Annotated in this window: 19 protein-coding genes and 1 pseudogene; 7 read left to right on the top strand and 13 right to left on the bottom strand. The window is 59.1% G+C overall.

Going from position 1 to position 21738, the window contains the following annotated elements; translation table 11 throughout:
* The first annotated feature begins 1 nt into the window (after nucleotide 1).
* Together AC07UI_RS24925 and AC07UI_RS24920 are read left to right on the top strand one after the other, a co-directional pair.
* Complete coding sequence (locus AC07UI_RS24925; protein WP_494994983.1) at nucleotides 2–520, top strand: DUF3299 domain-containing protein; 519 nt, start codon at nucleotides 2–4, stop codon at nucleotides 518–520.
* Nucleotides 521–693: 173 nt separating this feature from the next.
* Complete coding sequence (locus AC07UI_RS24920; RefSeq protein WP_494994982.1) at nucleotides 694–1377, top strand: OmpW/AlkL family protein; 684 nt, start codon at nucleotides 694–696, stop codon at nucleotides 1375–1377.
* A 158-nt stretch (nucleotides 1378–1535) separates the two neighbouring features.
* Here AC07UI_RS24920 and AC07UI_RS24915 read toward each other — a convergent pair whose 3' ends face one another.
* Nucleotides 1536–2465 carry an NAD-dependent epimerase/dehydratase family protein gene (locus AC07UI_RS24915; RefSeq protein WP_494994981.1) on the bottom strand — a complete coding sequence of 310 codons (930 nt, stop codon included), beginning with the start codon at nucleotides 2463–2465 and terminating at the stop codon, nucleotides 1536–1538.
* The gene (locus AC07UI_RS24910) at nucleotides 2458–3342 is read right to left on the bottom strand and encodes a sugar nucleotide-binding protein (protein ID WP_494994980.1); all 885 of its coding nucleotides are present in this window, start codon (nucleotides 3340–3342) and stop codon (nucleotides 2458–2460) included. Before AC07UI_RS24910 ends, AC07UI_RS24915 begins: the two co-directional genes overlap by 8 nt.
* A gap of 211 nt (nucleotides 3343–3553) precedes the next feature.
* Between AC07UI_RS24910 and AC07UI_RS24905 the strand changes: the two genes are divergently transcribed.
* Both AC07UI_RS24905 and AC07UI_RS24900 read left to right on the top strand, forming a co-directional pair.
* Nucleotides 3554–7876 carry a DEAD/DEAH box helicase gene (locus AC07UI_RS24905; RefSeq protein WP_494994979.1) on the top strand — a complete coding sequence of 1441 codons (4323 nt, stop codon included), beginning with the start codon at nucleotides 3554–3556 and terminating at the stop codon, nucleotides 7874–7876.
* 236 nt (nucleotides 7877–8112) lie between these two features.
* Nucleotides 8113–9324 (top strand): MFS transporter, encoded by a 1212-nt coding sequence (locus AC07UI_RS24900; protein ID WP_494994978.1) that lies wholly within the window; start codon nucleotides 8113–8115, stop codon nucleotides 9322–9324.
* A 42-nt stretch (nucleotides 9325–9366) separates the two neighbouring features.
* Here the strand turns inward: AC07UI_RS24900 and AC07UI_RS24895 are convergent, their stop codons facing one another.
* Nucleotides 9367–10356, bottom strand: a complete 990-nt coding sequence (locus tag AC07UI_RS24895; RefSeq protein WP_494994977.1) for a GlxA family transcriptional regulator — start codon at nucleotides 10354–10356, stop codon at nucleotides 9367–9369.
* A 98-nt stretch (nucleotides 10357–10454) separates the two neighbouring features.
* Between AC07UI_RS24895 and AC07UI_RS24890 the strand changes: the two genes are divergently transcribed.
* Nucleotides 10455–11009, top strand: coding sequence for a cysteine hydrolase family protein (locus tag AC07UI_RS24890; RefSeq protein WP_494994976.1), 555 nt, complete (start codon nucleotides 10455–10457; stop codon nucleotides 11007–11009).
* 71 nt (nucleotides 11010–11080) lie between these two features.
* Nucleotides 11081–11242: pseudogene (locus tag AC07UI_RS24885) on the top strand (alpha/beta fold hydrolase); the annotation flags it as partial.
* Nucleotides 11243–11319: 77 nt separating this feature from the next.
* Here the strand turns inward: AC07UI_RS24885 and AC07UI_RS24880 are convergent.
* On the bottom strand, nucleotides 11320–11844 hold the full coding sequence (locus AC07UI_RS24880) for a single-stranded DNA-binding protein (protein ID WP_419116578.1): 525 nt from the start codon (nucleotides 11842–11844) through the stop codon (nucleotides 11320–11322).
* A gap of 9 nt (nucleotides 11845–11853) precedes the next feature.
* Entirely contained in the window at nucleotides 11854–13251 is a 1398-nt protein-coding gene (locus AC07UI_RS24875; protein ID WP_494994975.1) for an MFS transporter, read from the bottom strand.
* 203 nt (nucleotides 13252–13454) lie between these two features.
* On the opposite strand from AC07UI_RS24875, the gene uvrA reads away from it, so the two are divergent.
* Nucleotides 13455–16289 carry an excinuclease ABC subunit UvrA gene (gene uvrA, locus AC07UI_RS24870; RefSeq protein WP_494994974.1) on the top strand — a complete coding sequence of 945 codons (2835 nt, stop codon included), beginning with the start codon at nucleotides 13455–13457 and terminating at the stop codon, nucleotides 16287–16289.
* Nucleotides 16290–16379: 90 nt separating this feature from the next.
* On the opposite strand, the gene bfr is transcribed toward uvrA, so the two are convergent.
* The 8 genes from bfr to rpmJ all read right to left on the bottom strand — a co-directional run bounded on the left by bfr (nucleotide 16380) and on the right by rpmJ (nucleotide 21736).
* Nucleotides 16380–16844, bottom strand: a complete 465-nt coding sequence (bfr, locus tag AC07UI_RS24865; protein WP_494994973.1) for a bacterioferritin — start codon at nucleotides 16842–16844, stop codon at nucleotides 16380–16382.
* Between the two features lie 155 nt (nucleotides 16845–16999).
* Complete coding sequence (locus tag AC07UI_RS24860; RefSeq protein WP_494994972.1) at nucleotides 17000–18448, bottom strand: catalase; 1449 nt, start codon at nucleotides 18446–18448, stop codon at nucleotides 17000–17002.
* Nucleotides 18449–18622: 174 nt separating this feature from the next.
* Nucleotides 18623–19009 carry a 50S ribosomal protein L17 gene (gene rplQ / locus AC07UI_RS24855; RefSeq protein ID WP_007924175.1) on the bottom strand — a complete coding sequence of 129 codons (387 nt, stop codon included), beginning with the start codon at nucleotides 19007–19009 and terminating at the stop codon, nucleotides 18623–18625.
* Nucleotides 19010–19050: 41 nt separating this feature from the next.
* Nucleotides 19051–20052 (bottom strand): DNA-directed RNA polymerase subunit alpha, encoded by a 1002-nt coding sequence (locus AC07UI_RS24850; RefSeq protein ID WP_003176403.1) that lies wholly within the window; start codon nucleotides 20050–20052, stop codon nucleotides 19051–19053.
* 22 nt (nucleotides 20053–20074) lie between these two features.
* Nucleotides 20075–20695, bottom strand: coding sequence for a 30S ribosomal protein S4 (gene rpsD, locus AC07UI_RS24845; RefSeq protein ID WP_003210056.1), 621 nt, complete (start codon nucleotides 20693–20695; stop codon nucleotides 20075–20077).
* 18 nt (nucleotides 20696–20713) lie between these two features.
* Nucleotides 20714–21103: a 30S ribosomal protein S11 gene (rpsK, locus tag AC07UI_RS24840; protein WP_002555466.1), complete on the bottom strand. Its 390-nt coding sequence runs from the start codon at nucleotides 21101–21103 to the stop codon at nucleotides 20714–20716.
* 30 nt (nucleotides 21104–21133) lie between these two features.
* Entirely contained in the window at nucleotides 21134–21490 is a 357-nt protein-coding gene (gene rpsM, locus AC07UI_RS24835; RefSeq protein ID WP_003186020.1) for a 30S ribosomal protein S13, read from the bottom strand.
* A gap of 129 nt (nucleotides 21491–21619) precedes the next feature.
* Nucleotides 21620–21736, bottom strand: a complete 117-nt coding sequence (rpmJ, locus tag AC07UI_RS24830; RefSeq protein WP_002555468.1) for a 50S ribosomal protein L36 — start codon at nucleotides 21734–21736, stop codon at nucleotides 21620–21622.
* Nucleotides 21737–21738 lie beyond the last annotated feature (2 nt).

Below are 21738 nucleotides of genomic sequence, written 5' to 3'. Positions count from 1 at the left end.
CATGCCCCGCGCCCTGCTTGCGCTGTTGTTGCTGGTCGCCATGCCGTTGTGGGCCGCCCAACCGAAAGACCTGACCTGGTTGGAAATGATCCCGCCGGACGCCGCGCCGCAAGTCCCGAACATGACGCCGCTGCACGATCTGTCGAAGATGGGCGACGCCCTGTCCGCCGAAGCGGCACCGGCGGCCACGCAAGACCTGCCCAACGCACCGGTAGTCAAGAGCCTCGACGGGCAGCGGATCCGCTTGCCGGGTTATATCGTGCCACTGGAAGTCAGCGAAGAAGGCCGCACCACCGAGTTTTTGCTGGTGCCGTATTTCGGCGCCTGCATCCACGTACCGCCACCGCCGTCGAATCAGATCGTCCATGTCAAAAGCGAGGCGGGGGTGAAGCTCGATGAGCTGTATCAGCCGTACTGGATCGAGGGCGCGATGCAGGTCAAAGCGTCCACCAGCGAGCTGGCCGATGCGGGTTACCAAATGGATGCCGAGAAGATCTACGTTTACGAATTGCCGGAGTAGGAACGACTCTCCCTGTAGCTGGTGTAGCCTGCTGCTACAGGGATTGGCACCGCCCCCCTGAAGGCTCTGCGCTTTTATCCCCTGTCACCATTCCATTGAGCTGAGTCAAAGGCTCGTTCTTGACGCTCCTTAACATTGGACATAGCCAACTTGAATCGTCCTTTGGAGCCTCCATGCACAAGTCTTTGCTTCGCGCTTCGCTGTTCGCCCTCGCGCTTGCAGCCCCACTCGCTCACGCCCACCAGGTCGGTGATTTCATCGTCCGTGCCGGTGCTGCCAGCACCGCGCCCAACGAAGACAGCGGCGAGCTGAAACTCGACGGTAGGAAAATCTCCGGTACCAAAGCGACTCTGGACAGCGACACGCAACTGGGTCTGGCGTTCGCCTACATGTTCACCGACCACATCGGCCTCGAACTGCTGGCTGCCACACCGTTCAAGCACCAAGTCGGTGTAAAAGGTCTTGGTCCGGCGCTGGACGGCAAGCTCGCCGACATCAAGCAACTGCCACCGACCCTGTCGCTGCAGTACTACCCGCTGGACGCTTCATCCAGGTTCCAGCCATATGCCGGTGTCGGTATCAACTACACCATGTTCTTTGGCGAAGACCTGACCAGTCAGCGTAAAAGCGAAGGTTTCAGCAACCTGAAACTCAAGGACTCGGTGGGTATCGCCGGGCAACTGGGCTTTGACTACATGATCACCGACCACATGCTGTTCAACGCCTCGGTCTGGTACGTCGATATCGACACCCAAGCCACCGTCGATGGCCCGACTGCACTGGGTGTCGGCCAGACCAAAGTCGACGTGGATGTCTCCCCATGGGTGTACATGGTGGGTGTTGGTTACAAGTTCTGATTCAACCTCTATCGCGGGCAAGCCTCGCTCCTACAAGAGCACCGCGCCATCTGTAGGAACAGGCTTGCCCACGAAGTCGTCGGACCGCCCCCCAGGACCTGAAGTCCGACGACAATAAAAAGGCGCCTCGAAAGGCGCCATTTTCATTCAATAAAACACTATCGCCCCAGCAACCGCGCCAGACCAACGCTCATCGGCGTCTGCTCAGGAAATTTGAAACGCTGCAACAGCCGTTGATTATTCGCCCGGGAATGACGGATATCGCCCGAGCGTGCCGGGCCGTAGCTCACCGGCGGCAACTGCCCCACTACCTCAGCCAATGCCTCGAGCATCTGCTTGAGTGTGGTCGCCTGATTCAGTCCGACGTTGACTGCGCCCTCTTCGACCTGCGGCGCTTCGATGGCCTGAATCAGCACGTCCACCAGGTCTTCAACGTAAACGAAGTCACGGGTTTGCTCACCGTCACCGAACACGGTGATCGGCAGGCCTTTCTGTGCCCGCTCACTGAAAATGCTGATCACCCCGGAGTACGGCGACGACGGATCCTGGCGTGGACCGAAGATGTTGAAGAAGCGGAACACCACCGGCTCCAGAGCGTGCTGGCGACGGTAGAAGTCGAAGTAGTACTCGCTCGCCAGTTTGTCCGACGCGTAAGGCGTCAACGGCGCCTTGGGCGTGTCTTCGTCGATCGACTCACCTTCGCCATTGTTGCCATAGACCGCCGCGCTTGAGGCGAACAGCACGCGCTTGACGCCAGCCTGACGCATGGCTTCACAAACGTTCAGCGTGCCAATGAAGTTGCTCTGGTGGGTGCGCACCGGATCATCCACCGAAGCCTGCACCGAAGCCACAGCCGCGAGATGGGCGACAGCCTGGCAACCCACCATCGCCCGCGCCACTAGCGCAGCATCGGCGACGTCGCCTTCAATCAGTTCGACCCGAGCATTATCCAATGGCAAGTTGCTGCGTTTGCCGCTGGACAAGTCATCGAGAATCCGCACCGCGTAACCCTTGGCGAGCAAGGCATCGACCAGGTGCGAACCAATAAACCCGGCGCCGCCGGTGATTAAAACAGGGCCGTCAGCCATGGCGATAAAACCTATCCAGTAAGCCCGGGAGTGCCGCACGCCAGGCGCGGGGTTTGATCCCGAAGGTATGCAGAATTTTCTTGCAGGCCAGGACCGCATGTTGCGGCTCTTCAGCAGCATCAGGGCGCGCAGCATGGGCTTGCGCAGTCGGCGCCTCGATGGCCAGCGGATGCAACTGCCGGGCCTCGGCGAGAATCGCCTGACCCAATGCCAGCGGCGTGGTCGCTTCATGCCCGGCGTAGTGGTAAGTGCCCCACAGCGGCGCCGAGCAATCGAGCTGTTTGAGTACCGAAATAATCACTCGCGCCGCGTCATCCACCGGGGTCGGATTACCGCGACGGTCGTCGGCCATCAGCAACTCTTCGGGTCGCTCGGCCCGGGCCAGGAAGCGCCCGAGCGTGCCGTCGGCACTGTCATCGAGCAGCCAGCCAAAGCGCAACAAAACATGCTGTGGACAGGTTGCGCGCACACTCTGCTCGATCCGCCACAAGGCCTGGCCACGCAGACCCAGCGGCACCGGTTCGTCTTTTTCGCTGTAGGCAGTCGCTCGCGAGCCATCGAAGACTCGATAGCTGGAGGGCTGCACCAGGATGATATTGTGATGTTGGCACAGCTCGGCAAGCCGCTCGATCGCCCGCTCCTGCCCGGCCAGACGCGTCTCGCCGACCGTCTCCGCCTGAAACCAGTCGAAGTAATAGGCAAGGTTGATCAAGGCATCCGGACGGGTGTCATCGAGCAGTTGCGTCAGGCTCGCGGCATCCCAGCCGTCTTGCGGCGGACGGGGGGCGAGGAAACCAATATCTTCCTCCGCACCGAGGCGAATCAGCGCTTGCCCAAGGGCATTTCCGCCGCCCAGTAACATAAGGCGCATTCGCATAGAGTCAGCAGGCCCAGTCTGTTTAGAACGATGGTTTATATCGGACAAGCCATATAGCCTTGCCGTTGGCATTTGCCAGAATCGTTGCATTTTGCGGGTTTCCAGCGCAGCCGTCACCCGCAAAGTGTAGAACGGCCAGATCAGGGCCCGACAATACGGCCTTTGTGGCGAGGGGTTGCAAGTTCTGCCTGTCAGTCGCATAAATCTGCTCATGAATCTTCCCGAATCAGCGGACAACGCCCTGACCGGCTTCCACCCTGCCGTCAGAGCCTGGTTCAACGCGACGTTCCCCTCGGTCACCGCCGCCCAGGCTCAGGCGTGGCCGTTGATCCGCCAGCGCCGCTCGACGTTGATTGCCGCGCCCACAGGCTCCGGAAAAACCCTCACCGCGTTTCTCGCGGTGATCGATGACCTGGTCCATCAAGGACTGGAGCAAAACGGCGAACTGCCGAACGAGACGCTGGTGGTCTACGTCTCGCCGCTCAAGGCGCTGTCCAACGACATTCAGATCAACCTGCAAAACCCGCTTGCCGGGATTACCGAACAATTGCGCTGCATGGGCTTGCCTCAACTGAAGATCAACACCTCTGTGCGAACCGGCGACACCACCCAAAAAGACCGCACGGCGATGCGCAAAAGCGCACCGCATATTCTGGTGACCACCCCGGAGTCGCTTTACGTATTACTCGGTTCGGACTCCGGCCGACGCATGCTCGCCAGCACCCGCACAGTGATCGTCGACGAGATCCACGCCATTGCCTCCAGCAAGCGCGGCAGTCATTTAACCCTGAGCCTGGAGCGTCTACAGGCGCTGTGCCCGGATCCGTTGATGCGCATCGGCTTATCGGCCACGCAAAAACCCATCGAAGCGGTGTCACGCTTTCTGGTGGGCCGCGACCACGCCTGCGAGATTGTCGACATTGGCCACGCCCGTCCACGGGACTTAAGCATCGAAGTGCCGCCGGTACCGTTGTCAGCGGTGATGGCCAATGACGTCTGGGAACTGGTCTACGACCGGCTCGCCGTGCTCGCCCGCGAGCACAAAACCACGCTGGTTTTCGTCAACACCCGGCGCCTGGCAGAGCGTTTGAGCCGGCATTTGAGCGAACGTCTTGGCAAAGAGGCGGTGGCCGCCCACCACGGCAGCCTGGCCAAAGAGTTCCGACTGGACGCCGAGCAACGGCTCAAGCGTGGCGACCTGCAAGTGCTGATCGCCACCGCGTCACTGGAGCTGGGCATCGATATCGGCGATGTCGATCTGGTCTGCCAGATAGGCTCGCCGCGTTCAATTGCGGCATTTCTACAACGGGTTGGCCGCTCCGGACACCAGGTCGGCGGCACACCCAAGGGGCGTCTGTTCGCCACCACACGGGACGACCTGATCGAATGCGCGGCCCTGCTCGACTGCGTGCGTCGCGGTGAACTCGACACCTTGCTGATTCCCGTGGCGCCGCTTGACGTGCTGGCCCAGCAGATCGTCGCCGAGGTCAGTTGCCAGCAATGGCAGGAGCAAGCGCTACTGGAAATGCTCCGCCGTGCGTCACCCTATAGCGATCTCGATGAAGCACATTTTCAGGCGTTATTGCAGATGCTCGCCGAGGGCTACAACAGCCGTCAGGGAATCCGCAGCGCTTATCTGCATCGCGATGCCGTGACACGAACCCTGCGAGGCCGTCGCGGCAGCAAACTCACCGCTGTAACCAGCGGCGGGACGATCCCGGACAACGCCGACTACAGCGTATTGCTGGAGCCACAGAGCCTGAACATCGGCAGTGTCAACGAGGACTTTGCCGTCGAAAGCATCGCCGGCGACATCTTCCAGTTGGGCAATACCTCGTACCGGATCCTGCGCATCGAAACCGGCAAAGTACGGGTCGAAGATGCTCAAGGCCAACCGCCGACCATTCCGTTCTGGCTCGGTGAAGCGCCCGGTCGCAGCGCAGAACTGTCGTTCGCCGTGGCGCGCCTGCACGCGCAACTCGATGAACTGCTCAGCGCCAGCCCCGGCGACTTGCAACCGAGCCTCGACTGGTTGACCGACACCCTGGGCCTGAGCATCTCCAGCGCCGAGCAGCTGGTGGAGTATCTGGCGCGCGCACGTTTGACGCTGGGTGCATTACCGTCCCGGGACACGCTGATCATGGAGCGTTTTTTCGATGAGTCCGGCGGCACCCAACTGATCATCCATACGCCGTTTGGCAGCCGCATCAATCGCGCTTGGGGCCTGGCGCTGCGCAAGCGTTTTTGCCGTACTTTCAATTTCGAATTGCAGGCCGCTGCCAGCGAAGACGCCATCGTGCTCTCGCTGTCCACCAGTCACAGCTTTGAGCTGGACGACGTCTGGCGTTACCTGCACAGCAACAGCGCTGAGCACATCCTGATCCAGGCTGTATTGGAGGCCCCGTTGTTCGGCGTGCGCTGGCGCTGGAATGCTGGCGTCGCCCTGGCCCTGCCGCGTTATTCCGGCGGGCGCAAAGTCCCGCCGCAGATCCAGCGGATGAAAAGCGAAGACCTGATCGCCAGTGTGTTTCCCGATCAGATCGCTTGCCTGGAAAACCTCGCCGGCGAGCGGGAAATTCCCGAGCATCCGCTGGTGGAGCAAACCCTCGATGACTGCCTTCATGACGCCATGGACAGCGAAGGCTGGCTGGCACTGCTGCGGCGTATGGAGAACGGCGAAGTGCGGTTGATCAGCCGCGATCTGCCGGCGCCGTCGCCCTTGGCCGCCGAAATTCTGAGCGCCCGGCCCTACACCTTTCTCGATGACGCACCACTGGAAGAACGTCGCACCCAAGCCGTGCTCAACCGCCGCTGGAGCGACCCGCAATCGACCGATGATCTGGGCGCGCTGGATAGCGAGGCGATTCAGGCCGTGCGCGACGAAGCCTGGCCCGCGCCCACGGGCGTCGACGAAATGCACGAAGCGCTGATGAGTCTGGCGTGCATCAGCGATGCTGAGGCGCAGACCAATGAGCACTGGCTGACCTGGCTGCACGCCTTGGCCGACAGTGGTCGGGCCTGCCGTCTGCAGCTCAATGCCGAGCAGTCGTTATGGTTGGCACTGGAGCGGCTGACGTGTTTGCGGGCGCTGTATCCCGACGCTGCGTTGCAGCCTGGGTTGCAGGCTTTGCCCGGATTCGATGAACCCTGGGATGTCGATGAGGCGCTGGTGGAAGTGATCCGCGCCCGTCTCAGTGGTTTCGGGCCTCTGCCTTTGAACCAGATCGCCGAACCACTGGCGCTGCCGATGGCCAGCGTCACTCAGGCCTTGGCGCAACTGGAACGTGAAGGTTACGTGCTGCGCGGACGCTTCAGCCCGGGCGCCAGCGACGATCAATGGTGCGAACGGCATTTGCTGGCGCGTATTCATCGCTACACGGTCAGACGACTGCGCCGGGAAATCGAGCCGGTAGCGTTGCAGGACTTCATGCGATTCCTGTTTGACTGGCAGCATCTGTCTACGACAACTCAAGGCCAGGGCAGCGCCGTTTTGCCAGAGATCGTCAACCAGTTTGAAGGCTACCCAGCCGCCGCCGCGGCCTGGGACAGCGATATTTTGCCGGCGCGGCTCAAGGGTTATTCAGTCAGTTGGCTGGATGACCTGTGCCGCAGCGGCAAACTGGTCTGGACCCGGTTGACCGCGCGCAACAAGCCCGCGAGTGCCGCGCTTCGCAGTACCCCAATCGTGTTGTTGCCACGCAACCAGGTTGCGCTCTGGAGCGGCTTGACCGAGCAGACCGACAGCAGCGAGTTATCGCCAAAAACCCGGAAAGTCCACCAGGCCCTGACCCAACATGGCGCCTTGTTCTTCGACGAACTGCTGCATGAAGCGCATCTGCTGCGCAGCGAACTGGAAAGCGCATTGCAGGAGCTGGTTGGTGCGGGACTGGTGAATGCCGACAGTTTTGCCGGGCTGCGGGCGCTGATCACCCCCGCCAGCAAACGCCAGGCCCGCAGCAGTCGCCGTGGCCGCGGGGCGTTTATCGGCGGGATGGACGATGCCGGACGTTGGGCCTTGTTGCGACGCCCCGCTGCAGCAGTGGCAAGCGAAATCACTCGTCCCGGGCAAACCCCGACGGCGACACTGGAGCATGTCGCGAAGACTCTGCTTCGGCGTTATGGCGTGGTCTTCTGGCGTTTGCTTGAGCGCGAGGCTGATTGGCTGCCAGTCTGGCGCGAACTGCTGCGCACGTTCCATCGCCTCGAGGCCCGAGGCGAAATTCGCGGTGGGCGATTTGTCAGCGGCCTGGCGGGCGAGCAGTTCGCGTTGCCGGAGGCGATTCCTCTACTGCGGGAAGTACGTCGACGCCCCCATGACGGCAGCCTGATTGGTGTCTGCGGCGTCGACCCGTTGAACCTGGCCGGTACGCTGCTGCCGGGCAGCAAAGTCCCTGCGCTGGCCAGCAATCGGTTGGTGTACCGCGACGGCTTGCCTGCCGCCGCCGAAATCGCCGGCAAGCAGCATTTCTGGCTGGAACTGGATCAGCAGGCCAGTGCCGAGGTGCGCAACAAACTGGTGCAACACCGCTCTTGAGTAAGTGATCGTTCCCACGCTCTGCGTGGTAACGCCTCACTGGACGCTCCGCGTCCGCTCTTACTGTGACGCGGAGCGTCACCGGCTGCATTCCCACGCGCGAGCGTGGGAACGGTCAACACACAAGACCGTATATTTGACTTGCGATCAAATATCTTGTGCCGATACCGCTATTTTTCCACACGAGTCAAACACCGACACTGCGCTCCTGATTTAAACCCACCGGAGTTGCAGCCATGCCCATTGCCTTGCTCGCGCTAACCCTAAGCGCATTTGCCATCGGGACGACCGAGTTCGTCATCGTTGGCCTGTTACCCACTATCGGTGCCGACCTTGGCGTCAGCCTGCCGTCCGCCGGTCTTTTGGTCAGCCTTTACGCGCTGGGCGTGGCCATTGGCGCACCGGTACTCACCGCATTGACCGGCAAAGTGCCGCGTAAACTCTTGCTGTTGTCGTTGATGGTGCTGTTCACCCTCGGCAACCTGTTGGCCTGGAAAGCACCCAGCTACGAATCGCTGGTCATTGCACGGATCGTTACCGGGCTCGCCCACGGGGTGTTCTTCTCCATCGGCTCGACCATTGCCACCAGCCTGGTGCCCAAGGAAAAGGCCGCCAGCGCGATTGCGATCATGTTTACCGGTCTGACCGTAGCCTTGGTCACTGGCGTGCCACTGGGCACCTTCATTGGCCAGCACTTCGGTTGGCGCGAAACCTTCCTCGCCGTTTCGGCCCTGGGGGTGATCGCCTTTATTGGCAGCCTGATTTACGTGCCGAAAAACATTGCCCACAGCAAACCTGCTTCGCTGCTACAGCAACTTCAAGTTCTGAAACAGCCACGGTTGTTGCTGGTGTTCGCCATGACTGCGGTCGGCTACGGCGGATCGTTCATTGCGTTCACCTTCCTGGCGCCAATTCTTCAGGACATCTCCGGCTTCAGCGCCAGCACCGTTAGCCTGGTGCTGCTGGTCTACGGCATCTCGGTGGCCATCGGTAACATCTGGGGCGGCAAACTGGCCGATAAACGCGGCCCGATCAGCGCCTTGAAGCTCATCTTCGCCCTGCTCGCCGCTGTGCTCTTTGTGCTGACCTTGACCGCTGGTAATCCTTGGCTGGCATTGGCCACCGTACTGGTCTGGGGCGCGGTCGCTTTCGGCAACGTACCGGGCCTGCAAGTGTATGTAGTGCGCCAGGCCGAACATCACACCCCGAATGCGGTGGACGTGGCTTCGGGTCTGAACATCGCTGCTTTCAACCTTGGCATCGCCGGCGGCGCTTGGGGTGGCGGTCTGATCGTCGCCCACATGGGCCTGATTCATACCGCATGGATCGGCGGTCTGGTGGTGCTGGTCGCCCTTGCATTGACCGCCTGGAGTGGTCGTCTCGATCGTCTCGGCCCGGTGTATCCAGAGCCGGCGCAGGGTTCGGCGCAGATTGTCGCCGGGCATTAAAAGATCGCAGCCTTCGGGCTGCGTTTTTTTGTACGCCCCCACTTATACCCGCGCGGGTGCCGTCACTCCAAACCGTGCGCGGTAATCACTTGGGGCAAGGCCGGTGATTTTTTTGAACGTGGCGCGAAAAGCACTTGGGTCCTGATAGCCGACGGTCCAGGCAATGTGGTCGATGGTCCCGTTGGTGAATTCGAGCATCTCCCGGGCCTTGCCGACCCGCAGATGCTGACAGTATTCGGTGGGTTTCAGACCGGTTGCCGAGCGAAAGCGCCGCAGGAAGGTGCGTTCCTCCAGACCGGCCTGCTGGGCCATCGCCGTCAGCGAGACCTCCACCGCACCGTTACCTTGCAGCCAATGCTGGACCTTGAGGATCGCCGGGTCGCCATGGCCGAGTAGTGGCGCAAAGTTACTGCCGCACCGGCTCGCGCTGTCGCTGTGCTCGATCACCAGAAACCGCGCAGTGCCGGTCGCGATGCTCGGCCCGAGCAGACGGTCCACCAGACGCAATCCCAACTCGGACCAGGCCATTAGCCCGGCGGTGGTGATCAGGTCGCCGTCGTCGACAATAGGTTTGTCGGCATTGAGTTTGACCCCCGGGTAACGCTCGGCGAACTGTTTCGCCGAGGTCCAGTGAGTGGTCGCGCTGCGGCCATCCAGCAAACCGCTTTGCGCCATCAGAATAGAACCCACGCACACGCCGCCGAGAGTCGCACCGCTGGCGTGTTGCTGGCGAAGCCAATGGGTCAACGCTGACGGAGCCTGAGCGTCAGAAAACCCGGCGATCGAAGGCGGGATCAACACCGCCATCAACGCCTGGTCGGGCCCCGGATGACTGTCGAAGACCCGCACCGGCGCCTCAAAGGCATCGGTACGCCAGTGGCTGACCCGCAGCAGCGGCAGCTGCGTAGCCTGATATTCGGCCGCAATGCGGTTTGCTACACCAAACAGATCGGTCAAGCCATGTACCGCCGCCATCTGCGCGCCGGGATAGATCAGCACGCCCAATTCGGCGACTGCGCTTTCTACGCCCATTGTCAGTTTTCCCCCTTCTATTGTCGGTGCAGCCAATCCTCGAACGGCCGGCTAACCCCAATACTTCACGCCACACAAACACATCCGAGGAAACACCCATGGCCAAGCAAGCACTCATCGTAGTCGATATCCAGAACGACTACTTCCCCCACGGCAAATGGCCGTTGGTGGGCGTCGAAGCCGCCGCCGACAACGCCGCACGGCTGATTCAGGCATTTCGCGATACCGGTGACACGGTGGTGCACATCCGCCACGAATTCACCTCCGACACGGCGCCGTTCTTCACCCCTGGCTCTGAAGGCGCACGCCTGCACCCTAAAGTCATCAACCGCGCCAACGAGCCGGTGGTGCTCAAGCACTTCGTCAACTCGTTCCGCGAAACCGAACTACAGTCAATCCTCGACCAGCAGGGCATCGAGAGCCTGGTGATCGTCGGCAGCATGAGCCACATGTGCATCGACGGCGTCACTCGAGCCGCAGCCGACCTTGGCTACACCGTCACGGTAATCCATGACGCCTGCGCCACCCGCGATCTTGAGTTCAACGGCCTGACTGTTCCGGCCGCCCACGTGCATGCCGCCTTCATGTCGGCATTGGGCTTTGCCTATGCAACTGTGGTGTCCACCGACGATTTCCTGGCTGCCGGCCGCTAGCCACACAGGCCACTAGGCCTCCCCATCGCAAACTCATTGGAGACTATCGACCCCCCCGCCCCTGATCATCCGGCGACGATGACCAGATCGTGCCCATCCAGGCCGCCGGACTGGAAAGCGCCAGGCTGATCGAATACGCCAAACTGATCGTCTATCCCGGCGCGCCCCATGGCCCGACTGACACCCACAAGGAAAAGGTCAACGCTGACATGCTGGCGTTTGCCAGGAGCTGATCAACGCGCCAAAAAACAAAAGGCCCGTAGCGGTTGAAAGCTACGGGCCTTTTGTCTGCCGTTAGAGAAATTTATCTCTAGAACGGAATATCGTCATCAAAGCTGTCGAAATCCGGAGCCGGTTGCGGTGCGGCCTGTTGTGGCGCTGGACGCGACTCACGTTGTGGCTGCTGCGATGGCTGAGATTGCTGCGGACGCGACTGCTGAGGACGCGGCGCCGAGTTGGACATGCCACCCTGGCCTTGTTGGTCGCCCTGTGGACGGCCGCCCAGCAGTTGCATGGTGCCTTGCATGTCGACCACGATTTCGGTGGTGTAACGCTTGATACCGTCTTTTTCCCACTCGCGGGTTTGCAGTTTGCCTTCGATGTAGACCTGCGAACCTTTACGCAGGTACTCGCCAGCGATTTCCGCAACCTTGCCGAACATCGACACACGGTGCCATTCGGTCTTCTCGACCTTCTGACCGGTTTGCTTGTCGGTCCACTGTTCGCTGGTCGCCAGACTCAGGTTGGTCACGGCGTTACCGTTAGGCAAGTAGCGAACTTCGGGATCCTGGCCGCAAGTGCCGACCAATATGACTTTGTTAACCCCACGGGCCATAACGTTCTCCTAGGCTTCGCACATCGTCGGCGCCGGGTTGTTGACCAGGCGCTCAAGGGTCGTGCGATCCAATAGTTCGGTGTCCAATTTGATGTAAATGGCCGCTTCATCAGCAACCACCACTGCATCTGTTACCCCAACGACGGCCAGCAGGCGCTCGACCAGACCAGCTTCGCGGATCGCTTCAGGCGATAACGGCAAGCGCAGGCTCGTCACATATGGGGGTTCACGCATGGTAACAGCAAAGGCCAACCAAAGTGCAGCCAGGCCCGCGCATCCAAGGAACACAACCGACAGACCGCCATGCTGGAACAGCCAGCCGCCGAGAATCCCGCCCGCCGCCGACCCAAGAAACTGGCTGGTGGAATAAACCCCCATCGCCGTGCCTTTGCCACCCGCCGGTGAAACCTTGCTGATCAATGACGGCAGCGAGGCTTCCAGCAGATTGAACGCAGTGAAAAACACCACAGTACCAATCACCAGGGCCCGCAAGCTATCGCCAAACTGCCAGAAGAATAGCTCAGTGAGCATCAGCGTACTGACCGCACCGAGTAAAACTCGTTTCATTTTGCGTTTCTTCTCGCCGTAGATAATGAACGGGATCATGGCGAAGAATGAAATCAACAAGGCTGTCAGATAGACCCACCAATGCTGCTCTTTAGGCAATCCGGCTCTTTCCACCAGTGCCAGAGGCAAGGCAACGAAGCTGGACATCAGCATCGCATGTAACACAAAAATCCCGAGATCCAGGCGCAGCAAATCGGGATGCCGCAAGGTCGGCCCCAAGGCCTGACGCGCCACGCCCGATTCGCGATGCTGCAACGGTCCGGTGGAACGCGGCACCATGAACATCACGATCACGATGCCGAACAGCGCCATGCCACCAGTGGCGAGGAACAGCCCGGACAATCCGAACGCACGGGTCAGCAATGGGCCGACAACCATGGCGACCGCGAAGGACAGGCCAATGGTCATGCCGATCATGGCCATGGCCTTGGTGCGGTGCTGTTCGCGGGTCAGGTCTGACAACAAGGCCATGACCGCAGCGGAAATCGCCCCGGCGCCTTGCAGGATTCGTCCGGCGATCACACCCCAGATCGAATCGGCATTGGCCGCCAGCACACTGCCAAGCGCAAACACGATCAGCCCCAGGTAAATCACCGGACGCCGACCAATGCGGTCGGAAATGAACCCGAACGGGATCTGGAAGATTGCCTGGGTCAAGCCGTAAGCGCCTATCGCCAGCCCGATAAGGGCCGGGGTCGCTCCTGCGAGATCCATTCCATAGGTCGCCAGGACCGGCAATACCATAAACATGCCAAGCATACGGAATGCGAACACCAGGGCCAGACCGCTTGCTGCGCGGGTCTCGCTGCCACTCATGCGTTCGCTGTGGGGATCGTGCATGGATAAACCTCATGTGAACCGGCGGAGATTCTACCAGTCCCATCGATTGAGGGGGTATAGGGCGACGCTTTGTCGCGAGCTTGCTCTGCGCACTTGTGCCGCGCCCTGTCATGGGTAGCTCAAATACTCTAATTTGATAGTGTGCATCCATCCAGTATTTGGCCTTATACTCCTACGTTTACGCCCGCCGAGCGAGGCCACTTTTGGACAAGATCCTGATTCGTGGGGCCCGAACCCACAACCTGAAGAACATCGACCTGACCCTTCCACGGGACAAACTGATCGTCATCACCGGACTGTCCGGATCGGGCAAATCATCCCTGGCTTTCGACACGCTGTACGCCGAAGGACAACGCCGCTATGTCGAGTCGCTGTCGGCTTATGCCCGGCAGTTTCTGTCGATGATGGAAAAGCCTGACGTCGACACCATCGAAGGCCTGTCGCCGGCGATCTCCATCGAACAAAAGTCGACCTCGCACAACCCGCGTTCGACCGTCGGTACCATCACCGAAATCTACGACTACCTGCGTCTGCTTTACGCTCGCGTCGGTATTCCACGCTGCCCGGACCACGACATCCCGCTGGAGGCGCAGACCGTCAGCCAGATGGTCGATCTGGTCCTGGCACAGCCCGAAGGCAGCAAGCTGATGCTGCTGGCTCCGGTAATTCGCGAACGCAAAGGCGAACACCTTTCGGTGTTCGAAGAGTTGCGTGCCCAAGGCTTCGTACGCGCCCGGGTCAATGGCAAGCTCCATGAACTGGATGAGCTGCCCAAGCTCGACAAACAGAAGAAGCACTCGATCGACGTAGTGGTCGACCGCTTCAAGGTTCGCGCTGATCTGCAGCAACGACTGGCCGAGTCATTCGAAACCGCCTTGAAGCTCGCCGACGGTATTGCGCTGGTCGCACCGATGGACGAAGAGCCCGGCGAAGAAATCATCTTTTCTGCGCGCTTCGCCTGCCCGATCTGTGGCCACGCCATCAGCGAGCTGGAGCCCAAGCTGTTCTCCTTCAACAATCCAGCGGGCGCTTGCCCGACCTGTGATGGTCTGGGGGTCAAACAGTTCTTCGACATCAAGCGTTTAGTCAATGGTGAGCTGACACTGGCCGAGGGAGCGATTCGCGGCTGGGACCGGCGCAACGTTTATTACTTCCAGATGCTCGGCTCCCTGGCCTCCCATTACGGTTTCAGCCTGGAGGTGCCGTTCAATGAACTACCGGCGGATCAACAAAAAGTCATCCTGCATGGCAGCGGTTCGCAGAACGTCGACTTCAAATACCTGAACGATCGTGGCGATATCGTCAAACGCTCGCACCCGTTCGAAGGCATCGTGCCGAACCTGGAGCGTCGCTACCGCGAAACCGAGTCGGCCTCCGTACGTGAAGAGCTGGCCAAGTTCCTCAGCACCCAACCCTGCCCGGATTGCCGCGGCACCCGTCTGCGTCGGGAGGCACGTCACGTGTGGGTTGGTGAGAAGACGCTACCGGCGGTCACCAACCTGCCCATTGGCGACGCGTGTGAGTATTTCGGCGTCCTGAAACTGACCGGCCGACGTGGCGAAATTGCCGACAAGATTCTCAAGGAAATCCGCGAGCGCTTGCAGTTTCTGGTCAACGTCGGCCTCGACTACCTGTCCCTTGATCGAAGTGCCGATACCTTGTCCGGTGGCGAGGCTCAGCGTATTCGTCTGGCCAGTCAGATCGGTGCAGGCCTGGTCGGAGTTCTGTACATCCTCGATGAACCGTCGATTGGTTTGCATCAGCGCGATAACGATCGACTGCTCGGTACGCTGAAGCATCTGCGGGATATCGGTAATACCGTGATCGTGGTCGAACACGACGAAGACGCGATTCGTCTGGCCGACTATGTAGTGGATATCGGTCCAGGCGCTGGCGTGCATGGCGGCCATATCGTCGCCGAAGGTACGCCGGCTGAAGTCATGGCTCACCCTGACTCACTGACCGGCAAGTACCTGTCCGGCCGGGTGAAGATTGAAGTGCCAGCCAAACGTACGCCCCGTAACAAAAAGCTCTCGCTGTCGCTCAAGGGCGCCCGTGGCAACAACCTGCGCGAAGTCGACCTGGATATCCCGATCGGCCTTCTGACGTGTGTCACCGGCGTGTCCGGCTCGGGCAAGTCGACGTTGATCAACAACACCCTGTTCCCCCTCAGCGCTACGGCACTGAACGGGGCGACCACCCTTGAGGCGTCGGGTCACGACAGCATCAACGGCTTGCAGCATCTGGACAAAGTGGTGGATATCGACCAGAGCCCGATCGGTCGTACGCCGCGTTCCAACCCGGCGACTTACACCGGGCTCTTCACGCCGATTCGCGAGCTGTTCGCCGGCGTACCGGAATCGCGCTCCCGTGGCTACGGTCCGGGACGTTTCTCGTTCAACGTGAAGGGCGGGCGCTGCGAGGCGTGTCAGGGCGACGGTCTGATCAAGGTGGAGATGCACTTTCTGCCGGACATTTACGTGCCGTGCGACGTCTGCAAGAGCAAGCGCTACAACCGCGAAACTCTGGAGATCAAGTACAAGGGCAAGAGCATCCACGAGACGCTGGAAATGACCATCGAAGAAGCACGAGTGTTCTTCGACGCGGTTCCGGCCCTGGCGCGCAAACTGCAAACGCTGATGGACGTTGGTCTGTCGTACATCAAGCTGGGGCAGTCGGCAACTACCCTGTCCGGTGGTGAGGCGCAGCGGGTCAAGCTATCCCGCGAACTGTCCAAGCGCGATACCGGCAAGACCCTGTACATCCTCGACGAGCCGACCACCGGCCTGCACTTCGCCGATATCCAGCAACTGCTCGATGTACTCCATCGCCTGCGCGATCACGGCAACACTGTGGTCGTGATTGAACACAACCTGGACGTGATCAAGACCGCCGACTGGCTGGTGGACCTGGGGCCTGAAGGTGGCTCAAAGGGCGGACAGATCATTGCTGTCGGCACACCTGAAGAAGTGGCAGAGATGCCACAGTCCTACACCGGCTACTACTTGAAGCCGCTGCTGGAACGCGACAGGGCCTGAAGCCAATGAAAAAGCCCCTGTCACTTCGTCAGTGACAGGGGCTTTTTTGTATCTGTTAGACCGCTATCGCGAGCAAAGCACCGGCGGGATTCAGAACTGCGATTGCAGATAGTTCTCCAGGCCGACCAATTTGATCAGACCCAGCTGCTTCTCAAGCCAATAGGTGTGATCTTCTTCGGTGTCGGCCAACTGGACACGCAGGATCTCGCGGCTGACATAGTCCTTGTGCAACTCACAAAGCTCAATGCCCTTGCAGAGTGCGGCACGGACCTTGTATTCCAGGCGCAGGTCACTGGCGAGCATCTCAGGCACCGTGGTACCGGTGTCCAGGTCATCCGGACGCATACGCGGCGTACCCTCAAGCATCAGGATCCGACGCATCAAGGCGTCAGCGTGTTGCGCTTCTTCTTCCATCTCGTGATTGATGCGCTCGTAGAGCTCGCTGAAGCCCCAGTCCTCATACATCCGCGAATGGATGAAATATTGATCACGTGCCGCCAGTTCGCCCGTCAGCAACGTGTTGAGGTAATCAATTACATCCGGGTGGCCTTGCATCGCTCTGCATCTCCCTGCTTGAAAGTTTGTAGTTTGAACCAAGCTGACTTACAGGTCACTTCAAAAAAGCCTGAAAGGTACGAAATTGTCGAGAAAAAACGGCGAACTGAAACGAAAACCACCCAAATGAGGGCGGTTTCGTTTATCACTTAGACTTAGTTAAGCTGTACACCCAACGCCTTGGCGATACCTTCCCCGTAAGCGGCATCGGCCTTGGAGAAGTGCTGCAGTTGACGCTGAACGACATCGGCCGAAACTCCGCTCATGGTCCCCGCGATGTTGTTGATCAGCAGCGCCTTCTGCTCATCGTTCATCAAGCGGAACAGCGCACCGGCGTGACTGTAATAGTCGGTATCTTCGCGATGATCGTACCGATCTGCGGCACCACTCAAAGCCAGCGCTGGCTCTGCGTACTGCGGCGCTTGTTTCGGTGCGTCAGCGTAGCTGTTCGGCTCGTAGTTCGGAGTAGCACCTGCGTTGCTGCCAAACGCCATGGAGCCATCACGCTGGTAGCTGTTGACCGGACTCTTCGGCGCATTCACCGGCAAATGCTGGTGATTGGTGCCAATACGATAGCGGTGCGCATCGGCATAGGCGAACACGCGGCCTTGCAGCATGCGATCTGGCGACAGCCCAACACCTGGCACCATGTTGCTTGGAGCAAAAGCCGCCTGCTCGACTTCAGCGAAGTAATTCTGCGGATTACGGTTGAGCTCAAGTTCACCCACTTCGATCAGCGGGAACTCCTTCTGCGACCAGGTCTTGGTCACATCAAACGGGTTCTCGTAGTGCACCGCGGCTTGGGCCTCGGTCATGATCTGAATGCACACGCGCCATTTCGGGAAGTCACCACGCTCGATTGCCCCAAACAGGTCACGCTGGGCATAGTCTGGATCAGTACCGGCCAGCCGTGCGGCTTCCGCCGGATCCAGATTCTTGATTCCCTGCCTGGTTTTGTAATGCCATTTCACCCAGTGCCGCTCGCCCTTGGCATTGATCAGGCTGTAGGTGTGACTACCAAAGCCGTGCATGTGGCGATAGCCGTCAGGGATCCCGCGATCCGAGAACAGGATGGTGATCTGATGCAACGCTTCAGGCGAATGCGACCAGAAGTCCCACATCATCTGCGCGCTCTTCAGGTTGCTTTGCGGCAGGCGTTTTTGGGTGTGGATAAAGTCCGGGAATTTCAGTGGATCACGGATAAAGAACACTGGAGTGTTGTTGCCAACAATGTCCCAGTTGCCTTCTTCGGTATAGAACTTCAAAGCGAAGCCACGTGGATCACGCTCGGTATCAGCCGAGCCGCGCTCACCACCTACAGTAGAGAAGCGTAAGAAGGTTGGGGTTTGCTTGCCGACGAACTCGAACAGCTTGGCACTCGTGTATTGGGTGATATCACGGGAAACGGTGAATGTACCGTAAGCACCCGAACCTTTGGCGTGGACACGGCGCTCGGGGATGTTTTCACGGTTGAAGTGGGCAAGCTTCTCGATCAGGTGAAAGTCGTCGAGCAGCAGCGGGCCACGTGGGCCGGCGGAACGAGAATTCTGGTTATCAGCTACAGGGGCACCACTGGCGGTAGTAAGCGTTTTTTTCTGGCTCATGCTCAAACTTCCTCTGTCAGTCTTTGAACTGCCGGCTAATCGGCTGAGCGGGAGTATTGACCGTCGAGATGACACCATCAAATTCATTAAGTCATTGCTATCGATAGAAATTTACTAATATGGCGAACACAAAAAACCGGGCACTAGGCCCGGTTCTTTGTTCAGTCTGACGTCTTACTCAGCGGATACAGCTTCACCGCCGACAGCACGATCAACCAACTCGACGTACGCCATAGGCGCGTTGTCGCCAGCGCGGAAACCGCACTTGAGGATGCGCAGGTAGCCACCCTCACGGGTAGCGTAACGCTTGCCCAGGTCGTTGAAGAGCTTACCAACGATGGCTTTCGAACGAGTACGGTCGAAGGCCAGACGGCGGTTAGCCAGGCTGTCTGTCTTGGCCAAAGTGATCAGCGGCTCAGCAACGCGACGCAGTTCTTTGGCTTTCGGCAGTGTAGTTTTGATCAGCTCGTGCTCGAACAGCGACACCGCCATGTTTTGAAACATGGCCTTGCGGTGCGAGCTGGTACGGCTCAGGTGACGACCACTTTTACGATGACGCATGGTTCATTCCTTACCAAACTCACGTTCGGTGATTACGACGATCAGGCAGTCGCCTTGTCGTCCTTCTTAAGACTTGCAGGCGGCCAGTTGTCGAGGCGCATGCCGAGGGACAGACCGCGGGAGGCCAGAACGTCCTTGATTTCAGTCAAGGATTTCTTGCCCAGGTTCGGAGTCTTCAACAGTTCTACTTCGGTACGCTGAATCAGGTCGCCGATGTAGTAAATGTTTTCCGCCTTAAGGCAGTTAGCCGAACGTACAGTCAGTTCCAGATCGTCAACCGGGCGAAGCAGGATCGGATCGATCTCGTCTTCCTGCTCGATTACCACTGGCTCACTGTCACCTTTGAGGTCGACGAACGCAGCCAACTGCTGTTGCAGAATGGTTGCAGCACGACGGATAGCCTCTTCAGGATCCAGAGTACCGTTGGTTTCCAGATCAATAACCAGCTTGTCCAGGTTAGTACGCTGCTCGACACGGGCGTTTTCCACCACGTATGCGATACGGCGAACCGGGCTGAACGAAGAGTCAAGCTGCAAGCGACCGATGCTGCGGCTTTCGTCTTCATCGCTCTGACGCGAGTCGGCCGGTTCATAACCACGACCACGAGCTACAGTGAGCTTCATGTTCAGGGCGCCGTTAGACGCCAGGTTAGCGATTACGTGATCGGGATTAACGATCTCGACATCATGATCCAGCTGAATATCGGCAGCGGTAACCACCCCCGAACCCTTCTTCGACAAGGTCAGCGTAACTTCGTCACGGCCATGCAGCTTGATAGCCAGACCTTTAAGGTTCAACAGGATTTCAATTACGTCTTCCTGTACACCTTCGATGGCGCTGTACTCGTGGAGCACACCGTCAATCTCGGCCTCGACTACTGCACAGCCGGGCATTGAGGACAACAGGATGCGGCGCAGCGCGTTGCCCAGGGTGTGGCCGAAACCACGCTCGAGAGGCTCGAGAGTGATCTTGGCGCGGGTTGGACTGACAACCTGCACATCAATATGGCGGGGTGTCAGGAACTCATTTACCGAAATCTGCATGGATGCACCTATTTTCTAGCCCTTACTTGGAGTAGAGCTCGACAATCAGGCTTTCGTTGATGTCGGCGGACAGATCACTGCGAGCAGGAACGTTCTTGAAAACGCCCGACTTCTTCTCAGTGTCTACTTCTACCCATTCTACGCGGCCACGTTGGGCACACAGATCGAGAGCTTGGACAATGCGAAGTTGGTTCTTTGCTTTCTCGCGAATCGCGACCACGTCACCAGCACGAACCTGGTAAGACGGCACGTTTACGGTCTGACCGTTAACGCTGACGGATTTGTGCGATACCAGCTGACGGGATTCGGCACGAGTAGAGCCAAAACCCATACGGTATACAACGTTGTCCAGACGGCATTCGAGCAGTTGCAACAGGTTCTCACCAGTAGCGCCTTTCTTGCCGGCAGCTTCTTTGTAGTAACCGCTGAACTGACGCTCGAGAACGCCATAAATACGACGGACCTTCTGCTTTTCACGCAGTTGGGTGCCGTAATCGGACTGGCGACCGCGGCGTTGGCCGTGGATACCAGGTGCTGCTTCAATGTTGCACTTCGATTCGATCGCGCGCACGCCGCTCTTCAGGAAGAGATCGGTGCCTTCGCGACGAGCGAGTTTGCATTTTGGACCAATGTAACGAGCCATTCTTTACAATCTCCTGGATTACACGCGGCGCTTCTTCGGCGGACGGCACCCGTTGTGCGGGATTGGCGTCACGTCGGTGATGCTGGCGATCTTATAGCCACAGCCGTTCAATGCACGGACAGCGGACTCACGACCTGGACCTGGACCTTTGACGTTAACGTCGAGGTTTTTCAGGCCATATTCCAGCGCAGCTTGACCAGCACGTTCAGCAGCTACTTGAGCAGCGAACGGAGTGGACTTGCGAGAACCGCGGAAACCCGAACCACCGGAGGTAGCCCAAGAAAGCGCATTACCTTGACGGTCGGTGATGGTCACGATGGTGTTGTTAAAAGACGCGTGGATGTGGGCGATGCCATCAACCACTGTCTTTTTGACTTTTTTACGAGGACGAGCAGCAGGTTTTGCCATGATTAAATTCCTGTCGATTCGCTGGGGCGATTACTTGCGGATCGGCTTACGCGGACCTTTACGGGTACGCGCGTTAGTCTTGGTACGCTGACCGCGTACTGGAAGACCACGACGATGACGCAGACCGCGATAGCAACCGAGGTCCATCAAACGCTTGATTTTCATGTTGATTTCGCGACGCAGGTCACCTTCAGTGGTGAACTTCGCCACTTCGCCACGCAGCTGTTCAATCTGCTCGTCGCTCAGATCCTTGATCTTTGCGGCTGGGTTGACCCCAGTCACTGCACAAATTTTCTGTGCAGTAGTGCGACCAACACCATAGATGTAGGTCAGCGAGATAACAGTGTGCTTGTTATCTGGAATGTTAACGCCTGCAATACGGGCCATTCAGTGGGACTCCAATTGACAGCTACCTACGCCCCGGAAGCCAAGAAATAGGGCGCGAGATAATATCGCTGTAATAACAAATAATCAACCCAGCAGCGCACTAGCTGCTGGGCTTCAAGCGGATCACACTCAGCCTTGGCGCTGTTTGTGACGCGGTTCCGCGCTGCAAATTACTCGAACAACACCTTCGCGGCGAATAATTTTGCAGTTACGGCACAGCTTTTTCACCGATGCACGAACTTTCATCA

The organism is Pseudomonas sp. GW821-FHT04C07, from assembly GCF_059420325.1.
Note: the sequence above shows the minus strand (reverse complement) of the source record. Positions and strands in the feature narration are given on the sequence as shown.